Source organism: Streptomyces sp. NBC_01235, assembly GCF_035989285.1.
Lineage (GTDB): Bacteria > Actinomycetota > Actinomycetes > Streptomycetales > Streptomycetaceae > Streptomyces.
On the sequence record NZ_CP108513.1, the window covers coordinates 9722461 to 9742170 of the forward strand.

The following is a 19710-nucleotide window of genomic DNA, read 5'->3' on the forward strand; positions in this document are numbered from 1 at the left end:
CGGTCATGAAGTACCAGCCTCCGGGCACACCGGGCAGCGTCGTGGACGTCGCGCCCCGCTACGAGAACTTCGTCGGCGGCAAGTGGCAGGCGCCCACCACGGGCCAGTACACGCCCAATCTGTGCCCCGCCACCGCCAAGCTCATCTGCGAGATCCCGAAGTCGGGACCCGAGGACATCGAACTCGCCCTCGACGCCGCCCACTCCGCCAAGGACAAGTGGGGCGAGGCCTCCACGGCCCAGCGCGCCGCGGTCCTGAACAAGATGGCGGACGCCATCGACGCCCACCGCGAGGAACTCGCCGTCGCCGAGAGCTGGGAGAACGGCAAGCCGGTCCGCGAGACCCTGGCCGCCGACATCCCGCTCGCCGCCGACCACTTCCGCTACTTCGCCGCCGCGATCCGCGCGCAGGAGAGCGAGATCACCGAGATCGACAAGGAGACGATCGCCTACCACTTCCACGAGCCGCTCGGCGTGGTCGGACAGATCATCCCGTTCAACTTCCCGCTGCTGATGGCCGCGTGGAAGCTGGCACCCGCCCTCGCCGCCGGCAACTGCACGGTGATCAAGCCCGCGTCGCCGACCCCCTGGTCGATCCTGAAGCTCATGGAGGTCGTCGGCGACATCGTGCCGCCCGGCGTCCTCAACGTCGTCAACGGCCCCGGTGCCGAGATCGGCAAGGCGCTCGCCACCAACAAGCGCATCGCCAAGGTCGCCTTCACCGGTGAGACCACCACGGGCCGTCTGATCATGCAGTACGCGTCCCAGAACATCATCCCGGTCACCCTGGAGCTGGGCGGCAAGTCGCCGAACATCTTCTTCAACGACGTGGCCGCAGCCGACGACGACTTCCTCAGCAAGGCCGTCGAAGGACTCGTCCTGTACGCGTTCAACAAGGGCGAGGTCTGCACCTGCCCCTCCCGCGCACTCATCCAGGAGGACATCTACGAGGAGTTCATGGGCCGTTGCCTGGAGCGGATCCGCGCCATCAAGCAGGGCGACCCGCTCGACACCGAGACCATGATCGGCCCCCAGGTGTCGAAGCAGCAGGTCGAGAAGATCGCCTCGTACGTCGAGATCGGCGTCAAGGAGGGTGCCGAACTGCTGATCGGCGGCCACCGGCCCACGCTCGGCGGGGAGTTCGCGAACGGCTACTTCTACGAGCCGACCCTTCTCAAGGGCGACAACAAGATGCGGGTCTTCCAGGAGGAGATCTTCGGACCCGTCCTCGCGGTCACCACCTTCAAGGACGAGGCCGAGGCCCTCGAGATCGCCAACGACACGCTGTACGGCCTCGGCGCCGGCGTGTGGACCCGCGACGGCGCCCGTGCCTACCGCATGGGCCGCGCCATCAAGGCGGGCCGGGTCTGGACGAACTGCTACCACCAGTACCCCGCCGGTGCCGCGTTCGGCGGCTACAAGGTCTCCGGCATCGGCCGCGAGAACCACAAGATGATGCTCGAGCACTACAGCCAGACCAAGAACCTCCTGGTCAGCTACGGCACCAAGCCGCTCGGGCTGTTCTAGGAAGGAGCGCGACGACATGCTCGCGAACGTCGAGAACGGCACCGCGGGACGTGTCACCGTCACCCGGGCGGCCCGCAAGGCCATCGAGGCCCTGCGCGCCGCCCAGGGCGCACCGGTGATGTTCGTCCAGTCCGGTGGCTGCTGCGACGGCAGCGACCCGATGTGCTTCCCCGGCGGGGAATTCGCCCTGGGGGAGGGCGACATGCTCGTCGGAGTGGTGCACGGCTGCACCTTCCACATCAACGCCGACCTGTACGAGGCGCTCGGCCGCCCGTTCCTCCTTCTGGACGTCGAACCGGGCACGCCGGGCGGCTTCTCCCTCGCGGCCGGAGACGGGCTGCACTTCGTCACCCGGATCAAGGCGCCCCGGCGCCGGAGCAGTTGAGGAGCAGAGAAAATGAAGGCAGCAGTGGTCACCGAATTCGGCAAGGCCCTGGAGATCCAGGACCTGCCCGTCCCCGAGCCCGGCCCCGGACAGGTACTCGTCCGCATGGAGGCCTCCGGGCTCTGCCACACCGACATCCACGCGGCCCACGGCGACTGGCCCGTCAAGCCGCATCCCCCGTTCATCCCCGGCCACGAGGGCGTCGGCCCCGTCCAGGCCGTCGGCGCCGGCGTCTCCGAGGCGCTCCTCGGCAAGCGGGTCGCCGTCCCCTGGCTCGGCTCGTCCTGCGGCACCTGCCGCTACTGCGTCTCCGGCTGGGAGACCCTGTGCCGGTCGCAGGTCAACTCCGGCTACTCCGTGGACGGTTGCTACGCCGAGTACACCGTCGCCAACGCGGGCGCGGTCGTCCGCGTGCCCGACGGCGTGTCGTCTCTCGACGCGGCACCGCTGACCTGCGCGGGCGTCACCACGTACAAGGCCGTGAAGGTCGCGAACGTGGTTCCGGCCGAACGCGTCGCCGTGTTCGGCGTCGGGGGACTCGGCCACCTCGCGGTGCAGTACGCGCGCCTCGTCGGCGGCCTGGTCACGGCCGTCGACCTCGAACCGGACAAGCTCGGCATGGCCCACCGGCTCGGCGCCGACGAACTCGTCAACGCCCGCACCCACGACCCGGTCGAGGAGATCAGGAAGTCCGGCGGAGCGGACGTGGCGATCGTGCTCGCCGCGGCGCCCAGGGCCTTCGAGCAGGCCTACAGGTCGCTCAACCCCAAAGGACGCCTGGTCATGGTCGCGCTGCCCGCCGACAACGCGTCGATCAACGTGCCGATCTTCGAGACCGTCATCGGTGGCATCTCCGTCATCGGTTCCATCGTCGGCACCCGCCAGGACCTGACCGAGGTGTTCGCGCTGCACGCGGTCGGACGCACCCAGGTCATCGCCGAGACCCGGCGCCTGGAGGAGGTCAACGACTCCTTCGACGAAGTCCTCGGCGGACGGGCCGAAGCACGGCTCGTCTTCGAGTTCTGACAGTTCCGAGAGGTCTGTGGCCCGGCACCCACCGGGCCACAGGGAGAGGCAGCACACCATGGCCACCGTCACCGTAGGTGCCGTACGGGAGCGGGCTCCCGGCGAACGCCGGGTCGCCCTCGTCCCCGAGGCCGTCACCCTCCTGCGCCGGGCCGGGCTCGACGTCCTGGTCGAGACCGGGGCGGGCTCGGGAGCCTGGTTCACCGACGCCGACTACACGGACGCCGGCGCGAGCGTCGTACCCCCGCAGGAGCTCTACGCACGGGCGGACGCCGTCCTGTGCGTGGCGGCGCCCGACCCGGAGACCGCGGGGGCGCTGCGCGCCGGTCAGACCCTGATCGGCCTGCTCGAACCGCTGCGGCACCCTGCCCTGGTCGGGGAACTGGCCGGACGCGGAGTGCGCACGGTGAGCCTCGACCTGCTGCCGCGCACCCTCAGCCGCGCCCAGTCCATGGACGCGCTGACCTCCCAGGCCAATGTCGCCGGCTACAAGGCCGCCCTGCTCGCCGCCGACTCCTACGACCGTTTCCTCCCGATGCTGACCACCGCGGCGGGCACCATGCGCCCGGCGCAGGTCCTGGTCCTCGGCGCCGGAGTGGCCGGACTGCAGGCCATCGCCACGGCCCGCCGCCTCGGCGCCGCCGTCACGGCGTACGACGTACGCCCCGCGTCACGAGGGGAGGTGGAGTCCCTCGGCGCCCGGTTCCTCGACGTCCAGCGCCCGCCGGACGGAGAACCGGGCGCCGAACGGGGAGGCTACGCACGGGAGTTGACCGAGGCCGAGCAGCAGGCCCAGCGCGCGGCGCTCGACGCGCACATCGCCCGCTCCGACATCGTCATCACGACCGCCCAGGTTCCCGGACGCAAGCCGCCGCTGCTGGTGACCGCGTCCGTGCTGGAGCGGATGCAATCCGGCTCGGTCGTCGTCGACCTCGCCGCGAGCGAACTCGGCGGCAACGTCGAGGACTCCGAACCCGACAAGACCGCCGTCCTGGACAACGGGGTCACCGTCATCGGCGCGGGCCACCTGCCCTCCGCGATGGCCACCGCCGCGTCCACGGCCTATGCCCGCAACCTCGTCGCCCTGTTGCGCCACCTGGTGCGCGAGGGCGAACTCGTCCTCGACCCGGCCGACGAGATCACGGGCGCCCTCATGGGAGGTGAAACGTCATGAACGACCTCGACCTCCTCACCGCGATCACCGTGTTCGTACTGAGCGTGCTGGTCGGCATCGAGGTCATCAGCAAGGTCCCCGCGACCCTGCACACCCCGCTGATGTCCGGCTCCAACTCGGTGCACGGCATCGTCGTCGTCGGCGCCATGCTGATCGCGGCGGAGTCGCACACCTGGCTCGGCTACGTCCTGGCCTTCGTGGCCATGGTCTTCGGCGCGATGAACGTCGTCGGCGGATACGTCGTCACGGACCGGATGCTGGAGATGTTCAAGGCCCGGCCGGCGGCGGAGAAGAAGACTTCCGGAACGCAAGAGAAGGCGGAGGTGTGACCGCCATGGACACCGTCTCCAACGCCGTCCACTACGTCTTCCTGGGCGCGGCCGCCTGCTTCGTGATCGGCCTGCACCTGATGAACCACCCGCGCACCGCCCGCCGCGGCAACACCCTCTCCGCGTTCGCGATGGCCGTCGCGATCGGGGCCACCGTGTGGCTGGTGGCCGACGAGGGCACCATCAGCGGCACCGGCTGGCTCGTGCTCGGCACCGGCGGTCTCGTCGGCGCGGCACTCGGCCTGTGGGCCGCGCGCGAGGTGCGGATGACCGCCATGCCCCAACTGGTCAGCCTCTTCAACGCCGTCGGCGGCGGCGCGGCCGCCCTCATCGCCGTGAACGACCTGCTCCAGGCCGACGACGCGGCCGCACTCGGCGCCAGGGTCTCCGTGCCGGGCGCGCTGGACATCGTCATCGGCGCGGTCACCTTCTCCGGGTCGCTGATCGCGGCCGGCAAACTCCAAGGGATCGTGTCCGGGGCGCCCGTCGTCTTCCCCGGGGCACGGCTGCTGAACGTGCTGCTGCCGGCCTCCTTCGTCGCCGGCACGGTCTGGCTGGTGCTGGCGCCGGACTCCCGTACGGCGCTGTACGGGCTGACCGCCGTGGCCCTGCTGTTCGGCGTGACCATGGTGCTGCCCATCGGCGGCGCCGACATGCCGGTCGTCATCGCCCTGCTGAACGCCTTCACGGGATCCGCGGTCGCGATGGCCGGCTTCGTCCTCGACGAGACCGCGCTGATCATCGCGGGCATGCTCGTCAGCGCCTCGGGCGGCATCCTCACCAAGCTGATGGCCGACGCCATGAACCGCTCCATCGCCAACGTCGTCATCGGCGGCTTCGGCACCGGCGACGGCGCTCCGGCGGCGACCGGTGCGGGCGGGGCCGCCCAGGTGCGGCCGGTCTCCGCGGACGACGTGGCGATCCAGCTGGCGTACGCGAGCAAGGTCGTCTTCGTCCCCGGCTACGGCCTCGCCGCAGCCCAGGCCCAGCACGAACTCGGCGACCTGGCCAAGCTGCTCACCGCCCACGGCATCGACGTCAGCTACGCCGTGCACCCGGTCGCGGGCCGCATGCCGGGCCACATGAACGTCCTCCTGGCCGAGGCGAACGTGCCCTACACCCAGCTGAAGGAGATGGACGAGGCCAACCCGCAGTTCCCGCAGGCCGACGTCGCGCTCGTCGTCGGCGCCAACGACGTGACCAACCCCATCGCCCGCCGCCCCGGCAACGCGATCTCCGGCATGCCGATCCTCGACGTCGACAAGGCGAAGAGCGTCGTGGTCATCAAGCGGTCGATGGGCCACGGCTACGCGGGCATCGACAACGAGCTGTACACCGACCCGAAGACCGGGATGTTCTTCACCGACGCGAAGAAGGGACTGAGCGAACTGAAGGCCGCCGTCGCCGAGTTCGTCGGCTGAAGTCCGCGGCACGGGTGATCCCCCGCCGGAGAAGGCGGGGGATCACCCGTGGCCGTCGGCCGTCAGCGTCCGGCAGGCGTCGTTCCGTCACCGTGGAGAACAGGTGCACCGCCGGGAGCCTGTCGATCCTGCGGCACCGGCGGCGAGCCCCGAAGCGGCAGGGCGGGTGAGGCCGCCGCTCACTCGATGTCGAGCACCTCCTGCACGGGGCGGCGCGGGGTGCCGGGGCCCGCAGGACCGTATCCGAGCCGGAGGACCATATGGATGAATCCCATCGCCGACTGAGGGTCGCGCACGGTCCAGCGGAGTTCGGGCCATTCCAGGGGCTGGGAGGTGAGTGAGGTGGCGAGTCCGTCGAGGGTGGCCTGGAGCAGGACACGTTCCATGGCCTGGCCCGCCAGCAGCCAGTCACCCGGCCGGTCGTGGGTGGTGCCGAGCACGGCGAGCTGGGGCGCGTTCTCGAACGCGGCGGCCTCGCGGCCGGGAAGGCGCAGCCGGGCGGCGAAGTCACGCACCGGCGCCCTGCCAAAGAGCTTGCGGGGGCCGAAGGCGTATTCCGGTACCCCGTCGCTCGCGGTTTCCGCCGCCTCTGTGCCCACCCGGGTCCAGTGCCGCAGTTCCGCGGTGGCGGCGGCGTCCAGGGCGTCGCGCCCCTCGGCGTCGTGGACCAGGTCCAGCAGTGTGTGTACATGCCAGGCGTCGGGGAAGGCCAGTCGTGCCCCCTCCAGGAGGGCGGCGGCGCTCAGGGCGTCCTTGATGGCCGCGGGGATCTCCTCGTCGGTGAACGGAAGTCGGCTGGTGCGGCGGCGGTGGATCGCCGGATACAGCGGGACGAGGTCGTCCTCCAGGCCGTCCCCGGGAAGCGCCGGGCGGGTCAGCCGTACCACCGCGAGCAGGCGCGGATTCGCCGGGTCGGGCAGCAGCCCGGTGGCCGATGCCCAGCCCGCGTGGGCGGCGGCGACGCGGAGGTTGAACAGCGCGGCGGCGCACCCCAGGTGAAGAGCGCGGGTCGTGGGGTCCGTCTGGGGCATGGCGCGCTCGAGGTCGGAGTACACCTGGACGGTGCTGTCACCGCGCAGAAAGCGGAATTTCCACGGCTGCGCGTTGTGCATGGACGGAGCGGCCGTGGCGTCTTCGACCAGGGCTGTCACGGTCGTCGTGTCGAGTTCACGTACGGACACCGGACCTGCCTCCCTCCGGGGCCGACCGGCCGTTGACGGAAAGACGATTCCCGTCTCCTCCACTATTCCACGGCCCTTCCGGGCGCGTGCGGCCACGGCCGCACAGGAACAGCGGTACGCGGAAGACGATCGGCGCGGGACGCAAGAGGATCAAGCCGACTGCCATGGCGAACCAGCCCCACCCGCCGGGGTCGTGGCGGTACCGCCACGACCGCTTCCTGCGGCTCCCGCCACCTGTCGCGCATGTGGTGCCCGGCCCGCCGACGCTCGCACCCTCCAACCAGGTGCACGCCTGGAGCGCCCCGGGTCACCTCGGCGGAACGACGACTCAGGAGCCGTGCGCCTGCGGTCCGCCCGGATCGGCCGGCTCGCCGGTGAGCTGCGGCCCGATCAGTGCCCGGCCGTCAGGGTGGTCGGCGGGCCGGCGGTGACGCCGCCGTCCAGTACGAACTCCACGCCGGTGGAGAAGGTGGCTTCGGTGGCGATGAAGAGCGCCATGCGGGCGACCTCCTCGGGCTCACCGAACCGGGGGAGGGGCTGTGCGGCCGTGAAGGAGTCGTCGAAGTCGGCCGTCATCGCGGTGCGCACCGCGCCGGGGTGGATCGAGCAGACACGGATCCCGTCCGGGGCCAGTTCCAGTGCTGCGGCCTTGGTCAGGCCGCGCAGCCCCCACTTGCTGGCCACGTAGCCTCCGATGCCCGCGTAGCCGGTGATGCCGGCGATCGAGGAGATGTTCACGATCGCGCCTCCACCGGCCCGACGAAGCGAAGGAGCCGCCGTACGCATACCCAGCCAGGCGCCCTGGAGGTTGACGTCGATGACCCGGCGGAAGGACGCGAGGGTCTGTTCCTCGATGGTCCCCCACTCGAGGATGCCGGCGTTGTTGACCAGCACCGAGACCGGGCCCTGTTCCCCCTCTGTCTCCGCCACCACCTTCTGCCAGTCGTCCTCGGTGCTGACGTCCAGGTGCGCGTACCGGGCCGGGCCGCCGAGCTCGGCCGCCAGTTCCGCTCCCTCGGTGTCGAGGACGTCGGCGACCGTCACGGCTGCGCCTTCCGCGGCGAACAGCCGTGCCACGGCGGCGCCTATCCCTCTGGCTCCACCCGTGACGATCGCCACCCGCTCGTTGAGACGTCCCATCACGACCTCCTGTGGTCAAGCAGTGTCTCGACGAAGACGCGCCGGAGAGACGACGACGGGGCGGTCAGACCGTCGCGCAGACGACCTCGACGAAGTGGCCGACCTGGTCCTCGGGAAGGTGACGTGCGAGGTCCGCCTCGCTGATCATGCCGACGAGGCGATGGTTGTCGGTCACCGGCAGCCGGCGGATCCTGTGCTCCTCCATGGTGTGCAGGACCTGGACGGCATCGGCCTGGGCATCGATCGTGACCGGCTTGCCCTGCTCCAGCTGGCCGGCGGTCATGGTCCTGGGGTCCTTGCCCCTGGCGAGACACTTCACGACGATGTCGCGGTCCGTGATGATCCCGTGGAGTCGGTCGTCCGGCCCGCAGATGGGCAGGGCTCCGACGTCCAGTTCCTTCATCCGGCGCGCCGCGTCCTGAAGGGTTTCGCTCTCCTGCACACACGTGGCACCGGCGTGCATGATCTCCCGGGCTGTCGTCATGGTCGTGTCCTTCCGGCGTCGTTGCCGGCGCGGGAAGAGCTCGTGGAGTGCGACCCGCCCCGGCTGGTCTCGTCCTCATGACCAGTGTCGGCTTCCCGCCGCCCTCGCGCATGGCGAAGCACAGGCGGCCGCGTCACCGCGTGGCCGCTCGTGGCCGGGTTGTCGTCGGCCGGCACCGGATCGGCCGCCTGGCGCACCTCGGTGCCGCGCCACCCCATGGCGACGCCGATGCCGGTCGGACGCAGCGCGGGGCCGTCGTCGACGCCGTCCCCGTCATCGCCACGAACCCGCTCGTCCCGGGTGTCGATGACCGGACGCTCGGCCGCGGCCCGTGGGGTCGCCCCGCAGGACGGAACTCCGCTTCTCGGAATTGCCTCCCTTGGTCGCTCAGGGCTGAGCGTCGTCACGGCCGTGGTCGGCGGCGTAGGCGGCGAACACGGCCGTCGGCGGGCCGCCCGTGTGGAGGAAACGCTGGTCGAGGATGGCAGCAAGGTCTTTCAACGCACCGGCGAGCATGGCACCCGCCAGTCGCACCTCCGGCCGTCCCGCCACCTGCCCGCGCTGGGCGAGCACGACCGCGTAACCGACCATGGCCGCCAGCGACGAGTGGTCCTCTCCGTCATGGAAGTAGTACGCCTCGGCGTACTGGGTGAAGTCGATGCGGACGCGTGCGACGTCGGTGGCCAGGCTGTCCAGCAGCAGCGCCCCCGCGGTGCAGTCGATCTGCCGCGTCGTCGGCTCCGCGTCACGCAGCAGAGCCAGCCGGACGGCCAGGACCCTCCTGCGGGTCAGCGCCGGATAGATCTCCAGCACCCAGGAGACGGTGGCGGTCAGGAGAGCGAAACCGATGAGGGCTTCGAGCGGTGAGACCAGACGAAGCCAGCCCTCGTCGGGTGCGATGTCGCCCAGCCCCAGGGTGGCCACCGTGACGAGCGACAGGTACACGGAGTCGAGCAGTGCCGGCTCCTGTGCCGCCTGGGAACCGGGGGAGAAGGTGAACGCCCCGGGCATGTGGGGCCAGTAGACGATCGCCCAGCCCAGTACGACGGTGACGGCCCACATGCTCACGACCGTGACCATGGCGAGCGGCCCGACGAGCCCGACCACGCGGCCGGGCGCGCGCAAACGCCGGGCGAGGCGCCACAGTGCCGTCATGACGAGGCGGCTGAGGCCACCGTGGCGTGTGGGGTGCCAGAGCGTGTGGAACAGATCCCGCAGGGTGACCATGACGAGCCCGGCGCCGACCAGCGAGACCAACCACTTCATCCGTGTCTCCCCACGGCCTGTCGAGCGGACCGAAAACCGCTTCTGGAGCCTAGGGCAGGTGAGGGTCGGGGGCACGATGGGCACGGCCCGGCCGGCCGGTACGACGCGGATCGCCGACTCCTCCGAGTCGGGCACGCCGACCTGGAGCCGCCCGCACAGGCGCCGTGAGCGCACCCCCAGCGGCCGCGACGACGCAGCGAGAACCCGTACTCGGAGAGCGCCGCAAGAGGCACCAGGTCCAGCCGCAGGGCTGGGCCCTGCGCATCGACGGCGTGGTCACCGCGTCGTGTACGAGGGCGGTCACCCACTTGTGGGACGGTGTCGTCCGGGTCGTCGCAAGCCCTTCGAGGGGCGTGGGGACGGTACCGCTCTTCGGCGGAGCGTGTCCTCACCCTTCGGCCGCGGTGATGCGGCGGCCGGTGAGGTGTTCGGGCCGGATCGAGACCCACATGTCGCGTTCACCGCCTGCCCATGGCGTGGTGTGGGCGTGTTCGGTGAGCCTGCGGACGGTGTCGGGCTGCGTCACGACGTTCGCGGGGCCGACGGCGAGGACGCTCCAGCCCTGGCTGAGGGCCTCGTCCATGTGGTCGACCTCGAAGGCGACCTCGGTTCCGACAGCGGCCGCGGGCGTGGAGTCCGGCGCGGTCCGGAAGACGATGACGTCGTCGATGACGTCGTAGTTGACCGGCACGACCGCGGGGCGGCCGTCGGACGCCCACACCGCGATGCGCCCCACGCCGTGGGTGGAGAGCAGGGTGCGGCATTCCTGCGGGCCGATGTCCCGTAGTCGGGGATGCAGCAGCGACTGTCCCTGGCCGGGTGGGACCTCGGTTCCTCCTCCGCGCAGCGTGGTGACGGTGGTGGCCAGTGCGTCGGCGAGTCTGATGAGGCTCGCCATGCTCGGTTCGGCAGGGCGTTCCTCCAGGTATGCCAGGTAGCTGGGGGACATGCGTGCGCGGCGGGCCGTCTCCTCGCGGCTGAGTCCCTGTCTGCGGCGTTCGACGGCCACGCGTCGGCCGATGTCGCCGGGGCGCAGTGTCCCCGGTGGCATGGCCTCTGCCTCGGCCGTGTCGGGGCCTTGAGGGGCGTGGGCGGTCGGGGGCTGTTCGTGTTCGAGATGGTGGATGTGTGCGTCGGGTCCGGGGAACACGAGCGTCACTTCGTCCGTGTCCGACCAGCGCACGTCGTAGGGCGGAGTTCCGTCCTCGTGATGGAGTCCGACGATCTCGCCGTCGCGCCTGGCGGCGCCGGTCGTCGTGCGTTCGATGACGAGTTGGTCGCCGAGGTGCGCTCTCATGACGCCGCCCTCTCCTCAGAGTGGTGCTGTATCCAACGTGCCACGCGCGACGGGCGGCCGCACGGGACCGATGAGCCCAGGAGGCCGGCCGCCCCCGGTCCCGCACGCCGTCGACCGGGTCGGCGGGTCAGCCGGTGATCTCGATGCGCACTCGGCGCCCCACCGCGCGTGCCTTCTCCGGCCCAGGACCCGGCGCATGCCCGCCCGGGCCGCGCGGGTCCCGGCGGCCAGGCCGAGCGCCGCCATACCGCCCACCAGCCGGCCGGTGCTCGTCGCGTTGAGCGTGCTCACCGGCGCGGTGGTGACGGTTTCGTCCCGGTCCGCCCGCACCCGCACGGTGGCGCCCTTGGGAGTTCCCGGCTTCACCAGGGCCGCTCCCGTCCGCACGACACCGTCGGTGTCGGTCCGGCGGACCTGCGCCGGGCGCTTCGCCCAGTGCGTACGGCGAACCTTGTGCGGTCATGACTCGGACTCCAGCAACCAGCCGGTCGTCCACCACCACCTGCTCCCACCGTCGAACGGCGGCGGTTCGGGGTACAGGGCGGAAAGTCCCTGCCGGGCCGGTTTCGGCCCAGGCCCACCGTCGCCGGCCGGTTCCGTCTCCGCGGGCCGCAGTCCCGTCGGTCGTATCCGGGGCTGGGACGGTGGGCGTCGACGGGCCTCCAGGGCGTATCACGAGGGAGCCGACCGTGGGGTGAGCGCCCTGGACGACGGGTTCGAGGCGTGCACCGCCGTCAGCGGGCAGCTCCGCACGTGAGCCTCCCGGAACGCGAACTGCGACGCCGTGCCGCCGTCCTCCCCTTCCTCGACCCCCACGACGATGCTCCGAACCGGCCGCCCCGGTGCTCCGCGGCACCGAGTACCAGCGCGAAGGCGTTGTGTCCCTCGGCGACGAGGGCGGAGGTGGCGTCCTCGTGCGGCACCTCGCTCGGCAGCCGGACCGCGGGACCTCTCTCCCTGGCGCTCTGCGCGGTGTGGTGCGTGCCGAATCCTTGACCTCCGGTGGGCGCTCAACGATGCTTTGTTGCGGCACGTGAGATGCGTGTCGTAATGAGCAACATCAGACTCAGTGCTCGTACCAGCCGAGGAGTGGCCATGACGCACCAGGTCCGTGCTGTCGTCGCGCGGGGCAAGGGTGCCCCCGTCAGCCTGGAGACGATCATCGTGCCGGATCCCGGCCCGGGCGAGGCGCTGGTGAAGATCGAGGCCTGCGGGGTCTGTCACACCGATCTGCACTATCGCGAGGGCGGCATCAACGACGACTTCCCCTTCCTGCTCGGCCACGAGGCGGCGGGTGTCGTGGAGTCGGTGGGGGAGGGCGTCACCGATGTCGCGCCCGGCGACTTCGTCATTCTCAACTGGCGGGCGGTGTGCGGGCAGTGCCGCGCCTGTCTGCGGGGGCGGCCCTGGTACTGCTTCGACACCCACAACGCCAAGCAGAGGATGACCCTCGCCTCGACGGGCCAGGAGCTGTCCCCGGCGCTGGGTATCGGCGCGTTCGCGGAGAAGACACTGGTGGCGGCCGGGCAGTGCACGAAGGTCGACCGGGCCGCGTCGGCCGCCGCCGCCGGACTGCTGGGGTGCGGGGTGATGGCGGGCATCGGTGCGGCCGTCAATACCGGCAACGTCGGACGCGGCGACAGCGTGGCCGTCATCGGCTGCGGTGGCGTCGGGGCCGCGGCGGTCGTCGGGTCGAAGCTGGCCGGGGCGGCGAAGATCATCGCGGTGGACATCGACGACCACAAGCTGGCCACGGCCAGGAAGCTGGGCGCGACCCACGCCGTCAACTCCAAGGAAACCGACGCGGTCGAGGCGATCCGTGAGCTGACCGGCGGCTTCGGTGCCGACGTCGTCATCGAGGCGGTCGGCCGGCCGGAGACGTACCAGCAGGCCTTCTACGCCCGCGACCTCGCCGGCACCGTCGTCCTGGTCGGGGTGCCCACCCCGGAGATGAAGCTCGAGCTGCCGCTGCTGGACGTCTTCGGCCGCGGCGGCGCGCTGAAGTCCTCCTGGTACGGGGACTGCCTGCCGAGCAGGGACTTCCCGATGCTCATCGACCTCTCTCTGCAAGGGCGTCTGGACCTGGACGCGTTCGTCACGGAGACCATCGCCCTGGACGAGGTGGAGAAGGCCTTCGAGCGGATGCACCAGGGCGACGTCCTGCGCTCGGTGGTGGTCCTCTGATGGCCGGCGCCGGCATCGAACGTCTCGTCACCTCGGGGACGTTCTCGCTGGACGGTGGTACCTGGGACGTCGACAACAACGTGTGGATCGTCGGGGACGACGCCGACGCGATCGTCATCGACGCCGCACATGACGCCGACGCGATCGCCGAAGCCCTGGGCGGGCGCACGCTGCGCGCCATCGTGTGCACCCACGCCCACAACGACCACATCGACGCCGCGCCCGAACTGGCGGCACGCACCGGCGCCCCGATCCTGCTCCACCGGGACGACCTGCCGCTGTGGAAGCAGACCCACCCCGACCGGATGCCCGACGGCGATCTGGCCGACGTGCAGGTGCTGGCCGTGGCCGGGGTCGATCTGACGGTGCTGCACACCCCCGGTCATGCCCCGGGCGCGATCTGTCTGTACGCGCCTGCGCTGACCGCGCTCTTCAGCGGCGACACGCTCTTCGCGGGCGGGCCGGGGGCGACGGGAAGGTCGTACAGCGACTTCCCCACCATCGTCGACTCGATCCGGGACCGGCTGCTCACGCTTCCCGGAGACACCGTCGTGTACACCGGGCACGGGGAGACGACCACCCTCGCCGCCGAGGCTCCGCATCTTCAGGAGTGGATCGACCGGGGTTTCTGACCGCTTGGTGGGAAGAGGGCGACGCGCCCGTTTCTTCGTCCGTCGCGGGGCGAGGAGGCGGGCCGCCTTCATGTGCCCGAAAGGGGTGAGGCGCCTGCTCGTCCTGTTTTCTTTTACGCAATATGTTGCGCCAAGGGCAACCTGACGCGCCAAGTTGTCCGGCCTGTGAACTCCTTGACAAGGGTTCGGGGCCGACTTCACACTGGCGTTGCGCTTACCGCAATCCGTTTCGTTATACGCACCGAGGTGTCATGAAGATTCCCGCGTGCCGTCTCGCGGATCTCCCGCGAGGTGAGGCCTTCCGGCTCGACATCGATCCGCCGGTCTCGGTGTTCCATACCGACGACGGCGAGATCTTCGCCATCGACGACACCTGCACCCATCAGGACGCCTCGCTCGCCGACGGCTGGCTGGAGGGCTGCGAGGTGGAATGCCCACTGCATGCCTCGAAGTTCGACCTGAGGACCGGCGCCGTGGACGCTCCGCCGGCCAAGCTCGCGGTCCGGACGCACGAGGTCGTCGTCGAGGACGGCATGATCCACGTCCGGGTGTCGACGGACGCCCCCAACCTCCCGCCCTGTGTCGCGTCCCGGCTCGCTGGGGGTTCCGCGTGAGGACCGTGGCCGTGGTGGGTGCCTCGCTGGCGGGACTGTCCGCGGCACGCTCGCTGCGGAAGCAGGGCTACGACGGGCGGCTGGTCGTCATCGGCGACGAGACGCACCGCCCGTACGACAGGCCTCCGCTGTCCAAGGAGTTCCTGGCCGGCACCCTCGGCGAGGCGGATCTCGCGCTGGAGACGGACGACGAGGACCTGCGGGCGGAGTGGCTGCTCGGCACCCGAGCCACCGGACTCGACCGCGCCCGGCGCGCCGTGCGGCTCGCCGACGGGCGGGAGGTCCGCGTCGACGGCCTCGTCATCGCGACCGGCGCCGCCGCGCGCGGGCTCCCCGGCACCGAGGGCCTGGCCGGAGTGCACACCCTGCGCACCCTGGACGACGCCCGCGCCCTGCGCGACGAACTGGCCCGGGGCGGACGGCTGGTGGTGATCGGCGGCGGATTCATCGGCGCCGAGGTCGCCTCCACCGCTTACGCCCTCGGTCTCGACGTGGCGGTCGTCGAGGTCGCCCCGACTCCGCTCGCCGGACCGCTGGGCGCGACCATGGGCGGCATCGTCTCCGCGCTCCATGCGGACCACGGCGTACGGCTGTTGTGCGGCGTGGGTGTCAAGGGGCTGAGCGGGGAGCGGAGTGTGGACGCCGTCCTGCTCGAGGACGGCCGCAGCATCCCGGCCGACATCGTCGTCGTCGGCGTGGGTGCCCGCCCCTGCGTCGAGTGGCTGGAGGGATCCGGCGTCGAGCTCGACAACGGCGTCAAGTGCGGTGCCGACGGCCGCACCAGCCTGGCGGGGGTGATCGCGGTCGGCGACTGCGCCAACTGGTACGACCCCCGCGTGGGCGCCCATCGTCGCGTCGAACACTGGACCGGTGCGCGGGAGCGCCCGGACGCCGCCGTCGCCACGCTGCTGGCGGGGGGTGCGGTGGAACCCGGTGTGCCCCGGCCGCCGTACTTCTGGTCCGACCAGTACGGCGTCAGGATCCAGTTCGCCGGTCATGCGGCCGGCGCCGACAGTGTGACCGTAGAGGAAGGCGCCGTGGACGACCGCAACGTCCTGGCCGTCTACCGGCGCTCGGGGGAACCGGTCGCCGTGCTCGGCATGAACCAGCCGCGGCTGTTCACGCGCTGGCGCAAGCAGCTCGCCGCCGCGACGTCTTGACATCGCCCCTGGGGCATCCCATGCTGCGGTTGCATATGGCGCGCAGCGTTGCTCCATACACAACGCCGTCCGGAGTTGCTCTTCCCGGCGCGTGAATGACCCCTCCACGACGTTTCCCGAGGAGTGCACCGTGACCTCGACCAGTCTGCCGGACAGCCTGATCGCCACCCTTCCCGGCTCCTCCTACACGGATCCGGCGATCTTCGCCCAGGAGCAGGAGCGCATATTCGAGGCGATGTGGTTCTGCGTCGCGCGCGCCTCGGAACTGGCGAAGCCAGGCGCCTTCCGCACCGTCGACGTGGGCCGCGAGAGCATCCTCGTCACCCGCGCACGGGACAACGCCATCCGCGCCTACTTCAATGTGTGCCGGCATCGCGGAGCCAAGCTCTGCACCGAGGAGAGCGGCGAGGTCAAGCGGGCCTTCCAATGCCCGTACCACGCCTGGACGTACGACCTGAACGGCAAGCTCGTCGCCGCGCCCAACCTCACCAAGATGCCCGACGTCGGCCGCACCGAGTACGGCCTGGTGAGCGTGGCCGTGCGCGAATGGCTCGGCTACGTCTGGGTCTGCCTGGCGGAGAACCCGCCCTCCTTCGAGGAGGACGTCATCGGCGAGGTCGTCGCCCGCCTCGGCGACGTCGAGTCGATCGAGCGCTACGACATCGCCAACCTGTCGGTCGGCCGGCGGATCGTCTACGACGTCAAGGCGAACTGGAAGCTCATCATCGAGAACTTCATGGAGTGCTACCACTGCGCCACGATCCATCCCGAACTCACCGAGGTGCTCCCCGAGTTCGCCGACGGATACGCCGCCCAGTACTACGTCGGCCACGGTGCCGAGTTCGGCGAGGAGATCCAGGGCTTCACCGTCGACGGCTCCGAGGGACTGGATCGCATCCCCGGAGTGGCACAGGACCAGGACCGCCGCTACTACGCGATCACCGTGCGGCCGCAGGTGTTCGTCAACCTCGTCCCCGACCATGTGATCTTCCACCGGATGTACCCGGTGGCCGCCGACCGCACGATCGTCGAGTGCGACTGGCTCTACCTGCCGCACGTCGTCGAGAGCGGCAAGGACGTCAGCCGGTCCGTGGAACTCTTCGACCGGGTCAACCGCCAGGACTTCGACGCGTGCGAGCGCACGCAGCCCGGCATGAGCTCCCGCATGTACGCCAAGGGCGGCGTGCTGGTGCCCAGTGAGCACCACATCGGAGCCTTCCACGACTGGGTGAACGAGCGCCTGGGCAGCCGCTCGCAGTAGTGGGGCCGGTCAGCCCAGGTAGCCCATCCGGTGACTGATCTCCTGCGCACCCTTGAGCAGCGCCGGGGAGAGCTCGTGCAGGCGCTCCTCGGTGAAGCGGTACGCGGGTCCGGAGGCACTGAGCGCCGCGATGACCTGTCCTTCGCGGTCGCGAACCGGTGCGGCCATGGCGTGCAGGCCGATCTCCAGCTCCTGAAGGGTCCACGCGTAGCCGCGCTCGCGGGCCTCGGCGAGGTTCTTCTCGAGCTTCGTCTTCGCGGTGATGGTGTGCGGGGTGACCTTTTTCAGGCCGGCCTCGGACAGCAGTGCGGCGCGCTCCTTGGCGGGCAGGTGGGCCAGCAGGATCTTGCCGCTGGAAGTGGCGTGCAGCGGGGTCAGCTGGCCGACCCAGTTGTGCGCGGTGACCGCGCCTGGGCCGCGCACCTGGTAGAGGTTGATCGCGTAGTGCTCCTGCATGACGGCGATGTTGACCGTCTCGCCGATCTCCTCGGCGAGACGCTCGCAGATCGGGCGCCCCTGCTGGGTGATGTCGATGCGTCCGGTGACCGCACCGGCCAGGCGTACGATGCCGAACCCGAGGCGGTACTTGCCCCGCTCGCCCGCCTGCTCCACCAAGCCACGCGCGTCAAGGGCGCCGAGCAGCCGGAACGCGGTGGACTTGTGAACATCGATCTCGGCGGCCACCTCGCTGACGCCCGCCTCGCCGCGTTGGGCCAGGATCTCGAGGACACTGATGGCGCGGTCGACCGACTGCACGCCGCCGGCCTGCGAGTTTGACGTTTCGGTGTCTTGACTGTGGTTGCTCACAGCAGAACTATACGCGCAGTAAACAACACCACTGCAAGCAACGAAGGCGAAACAAAGACCTTGCAAGTTGCGTTGTTCGCAACCTGGTGCGTATGACGCTACCGGTATTAGCATGCCTCGCGTATCTACGGCGCGAGCGAGACGAGGCACCATGGCTCCTGTGCAATACGACTTCGTCATCGTCGGCGGCGGATCGGCCGGCAGCGCACTGGCGAACAGACTCTCCGCGGATCCGGCGAACCGGGTGCTGGTACTGGAGGCCGGTCGTTCCGACTATCCGTGGGATGTCTTCATCCACATGCCCGCCGCGTTGACCTACCCGATCGGCAGCCGGTTCTACGACTGGAAGTACGAGTCCGAGCCCGAGCCCCACATGGGGGGCCGGCGCGTCTACCACGCACGCGGCAAGGTGTTGGGCGGTTCCAGCAGCATCAACGGCATGATCTTCCAGCGCGGCAACCCGATGGACTACGAGCGCTGGGCGGCCGACCCCGGGATGCAGACCTGGGACTACGCGCACTGTCTGCCGTACTTCCGGCGGATGGAGAACTGTCTCGCGGCCGACCCGGACGACGAGTTCCGCGGCCATGACGGCCCCCTCGTCCTCGAACGCGGTCCCGCGACCAACCCGCTCTTCGGAGCCTTCCTCGAGGCCACCCAGGAAGCGGGCTACGCACCCACCGACGACGTCAACGGCTACCGGCAGGAAGGCTTCGCCAAGTTCGACCGCAACGTCCACCGCGGACGTCGCCTGTCGGCCTCGAAGGCGTACCTCAAGCCCGCGAAGAAGCGGCCCAACCTCACCGTCACGACCCGTGCGCTCGTCACCCGCGTCCTCTTCGAGGGCAAGCGTGCCGTCGGCGTCGAGTACCGGCGCGGCAAGGGCGCCCTTCAGCAGGTCCGCGCCAAGGAGGTCATCCTCTGCGGCGGCGCGATCAACTCCCCGCAGCTGCTCCAGCTCTCCGGGATCGGCAACGCGCAGGAGCTGAGCGCCCTCGGCATCGACGTCGTCCACGACCTGCCGGGCGTCGGCGAGAACATGCAGGACCACCTGGAGGTCTACGTCCAGTACGCCTGCAAGCAGCCGGTCTCCATGCAGCCGTACATGGCGAAGTGGCGTGCCCCCTTCATCGGACTGCAGTGGCTCTTCCGCAAGGGACCCGCCGCGACCAACCACTTCGAGGCCGGCGGTTTCGCCCGCAGCAACGAGGACGTGGACTACCCCAACCTGATGTTCCACTTCCTGCCCATCGCGGTCCGCTACGACGGCTCCTCGCCGGCCGGCGGCCACGGCTACCAGGTGCACGTGGGCCCCATGTACTCCGACGCCATCGGCTCGGTGAAGATCAAGAGCAAGGACCCGCGCGAGCACCCGGCGCTGCGCTTCAACTACCTCTCCACCGAGCAGGACCGCCGCGAGTGGGTCGAGGCGATCCGCGTCGCGCGCAAGCTCCTCAACCAGCCGGCGATGGCCCCCTACAACGACGGGGAGGTCTCGCCCGGCCCGAAGGTGGCGACGGACGAGGAGATCCTCGACTGGGTCGCGAAGGAAGGGGAGACCGCCCTGCACCCGTCCTGCACCTGCAAGATGGGCACCGACGAGATGTCGGTCGTCGACCCGGCCAGCATGCGTGTGCACGGCGTGGAGGGCCTGCGTGTGGTGGACGCGTCGGTGATGCCGTACGTCACCAACGGCAACATCTACGCGCCGGTGATGATGATCGCCGAGAAGGCCGCCGACCTGATCCTCGGCAAGGAGCCGCTGCCTGCCTCCAAGGCCGCGTACTACCGCCACCGTGACGCCCAGAAGCAGGCCGGGTAGA

The 19710-nt window shown here is 70.3% G+C and carries 19 protein-coding genes; 12 read left to right on the forward strand and 7 right to left on the reverse strand.

What is annotated here, in order from left to right:
• Positions 1-5: 5 nt before the first annotated feature.
• The 6 genes from OG289_RS43765 to OG289_RS43790 are packed head-to-tail and all read left to right on the forward strand — an operon-like array spanning position 6 to position 5861.
• Entirely contained in the window at positions 6-1526 is a 1521-nt protein-coding gene (locus OG289_RS43765; RefSeq protein WP_327319570.1) for an aldehyde dehydrogenase family protein, read from the forward strand.
• A 16-nt stretch (positions 1527-1542) separates the two neighbouring features.
• Complete coding sequence (locus tag OG289_RS43770; RefSeq protein WP_327319571.1) at positions 1543-1911, forward strand: DUF779 domain-containing protein; 369 nt, start codon at positions 1543-1545, stop codon at positions 1909-1911.
• 12 nt (positions 1912-1923) lie between these two features.
• Positions 1924-2937 (forward strand): zinc-dependent alcohol dehydrogenase, encoded by a 1014-nt coding sequence (locus OG289_RS43775; protein WP_327319572.1) that lies wholly within the window; start codon positions 1924-1926, stop codon positions 2935-2937.
• A 58-nt stretch (positions 2938-2995) separates the two neighbouring features.
• Positions 2996-4111: an NAD(P) transhydrogenase subunit alpha gene (locus OG289_RS43780; protein ID WP_327319573.1), complete on the forward strand. Its 1116-nt coding sequence runs from the start codon at positions 2996-2998 to the stop codon at positions 4109-4111.
• Complete coding sequence (locus OG289_RS43785) at positions 4108-4440, forward strand: NAD(P) transhydrogenase subunit alpha (protein ID WP_327319574.1); 333 nt, start codon at positions 4108-4110, stop codon at positions 4438-4440. The genes OG289_RS43780 and OG289_RS43785 overlap by 4 nt, the downstream gene beginning before the upstream one ends.
• 5 nt (positions 4441-4445) lie before the next feature.
• On the forward strand, positions 4446-5861 hold the full coding sequence (locus tag OG289_RS43790) for an NAD(P)(+) transhydrogenase (Re/Si-specific) subunit beta (protein ID WP_327319575.1): 1416 nt from the start codon (positions 4446-4448) through the stop codon (positions 5859-5861).
• 179 nt (positions 5862-6040) lie between these two features.
• On the opposite strand, the gene OG289_RS43795 is transcribed toward OG289_RS43790, so the two are convergent.
• The 6 genes from OG289_RS43795 to OG289_RS43820 form a co-directional block, all read right to left on the reverse strand.
• Entirely contained in the window at positions 6041-7042 is a 1002-nt protein-coding gene (locus OG289_RS43795; protein ID WP_327319576.1) for an Acg family FMN-binding oxidoreductase, read from the reverse strand.
• Positions 7043-7432: 390 nt separating this feature from the next.
• Positions 7433-8182, reverse strand: a complete 750-nt coding sequence (locus tag OG289_RS43800) for a glucose 1-dehydrogenase (RefSeq protein ID WP_327319577.1) — start codon at positions 8180-8182, stop codon at positions 7433-7435.
• A gap of 64 nt (positions 8183-8246) precedes the next feature.
• Positions 8247-8666 carry a CBS domain-containing protein gene (locus tag OG289_RS43805; RefSeq protein WP_327319578.1) on the reverse strand — a complete coding sequence of 140 codons (420 nt, stop codon included), beginning with the start codon at positions 8664-8666 and terminating at the stop codon, positions 8247-8249.
• Between the two features lie 387 nt (positions 8667-9053).
• Positions 9054-9932 carry a potassium channel family protein gene (locus OG289_RS43810; protein WP_327319579.1) on the reverse strand — a complete coding sequence of 293 codons (879 nt, stop codon included), beginning with the start codon at positions 9930-9932 and terminating at the stop codon, positions 9054-9056.
• A gap of 388 nt (positions 9933-10320) precedes the next feature.
• Entirely contained in the window at positions 10321-11229 is a 909-nt protein-coding gene (locus OG289_RS43815) for a DUF1918 domain-containing protein (RefSeq protein WP_327319580.1), read from the reverse strand.
• Between the two features lie 15 nt (positions 11230-11244).
• Positions 11245-11616: a hypothetical protein gene (locus OG289_RS43820; protein ID WP_327319581.1), complete on the reverse strand. Its 372-nt coding sequence runs from the start codon at positions 11614-11616 to the stop codon at positions 11245-11247.
• Between the two features lie 708 nt (positions 11617-12324).
• Between OG289_RS43820 and OG289_RS43825 the strand changes: the two genes are divergently transcribed.
• The 5 genes from OG289_RS43825 to OG289_RS43845 all read left to right on the forward strand — a co-directional run bounded on the left by OG289_RS43825 (position 12325) and on the right by OG289_RS43845 (position 17080).
• On the forward strand, positions 12325-13413 hold the full coding sequence (locus OG289_RS43825) for an S-(hydroxymethyl)mycothiol dehydrogenase (protein ID WP_327319582.1): 1089 nt from the start codon (positions 12325-12327) through the stop codon (positions 13411-13413).
• A complete protein-coding gene (locus tag OG289_RS43830; RefSeq protein ID WP_327319583.1) occupies positions 13413-14045 on the forward strand; it encodes an MBL fold metallo-hydrolase in 633 nt (210 codons plus the stop codon). Before OG289_RS43825 ends, OG289_RS43830 begins: the two co-directional genes overlap by 1 nt.
• 251 nt (positions 14046-14296) lie before the next feature.
• Positions 14297-14659, forward strand: a complete 363-nt coding sequence (locus tag OG289_RS43835) for a bifunctional 3-phenylpropionate/cinnamic acid dioxygenase ferredoxin subunit (protein ID WP_327319584.1) — start codon at positions 14297-14299, stop codon at positions 14657-14659.
• On the forward strand, positions 14656-15819 hold the full coding sequence (locus tag OG289_RS43840) for an NAD(P)/FAD-dependent oxidoreductase (RefSeq protein WP_327319585.1): 1164 nt from the start codon (positions 14656-14658) through the stop codon (positions 15817-15819). Before OG289_RS43835 ends, OG289_RS43840 begins: the two co-directional genes overlap by 4 nt.
• 130 nt (positions 15820-15949) lie before the next feature.
• Positions 15950-17080: an aromatic ring-hydroxylating oxygenase subunit alpha gene (locus OG289_RS43845; protein WP_327319586.1), complete on the forward strand. Its 1131-nt coding sequence runs from the start codon at positions 15950-15952 to the stop codon at positions 17078-17080.
• 9 nt (positions 17081-17089) lie between these two features.
• Here OG289_RS43845 and OG289_RS43850 read toward each other — a convergent pair whose 3' ends face one another.
• A complete protein-coding gene (locus tag OG289_RS43850; protein ID WP_327320984.1) occupies positions 17090-17836 on the reverse strand; it encodes an IclR family transcriptional regulator in 747 nt (248 codons plus the stop codon).
• 202 nt (positions 17837-18038) lie between these two features.
• On the opposite strand from OG289_RS43850, the gene betA reads away from it, so the two are divergent.
• A complete protein-coding gene (gene betA, locus OG289_RS43855; RefSeq protein ID WP_327319587.1) occupies positions 18039-19709 on the forward strand; it encodes a choline dehydrogenase in 1671 nt (556 codons plus the stop codon).
• Position 19710: the final 1 nt, after the last annotated feature.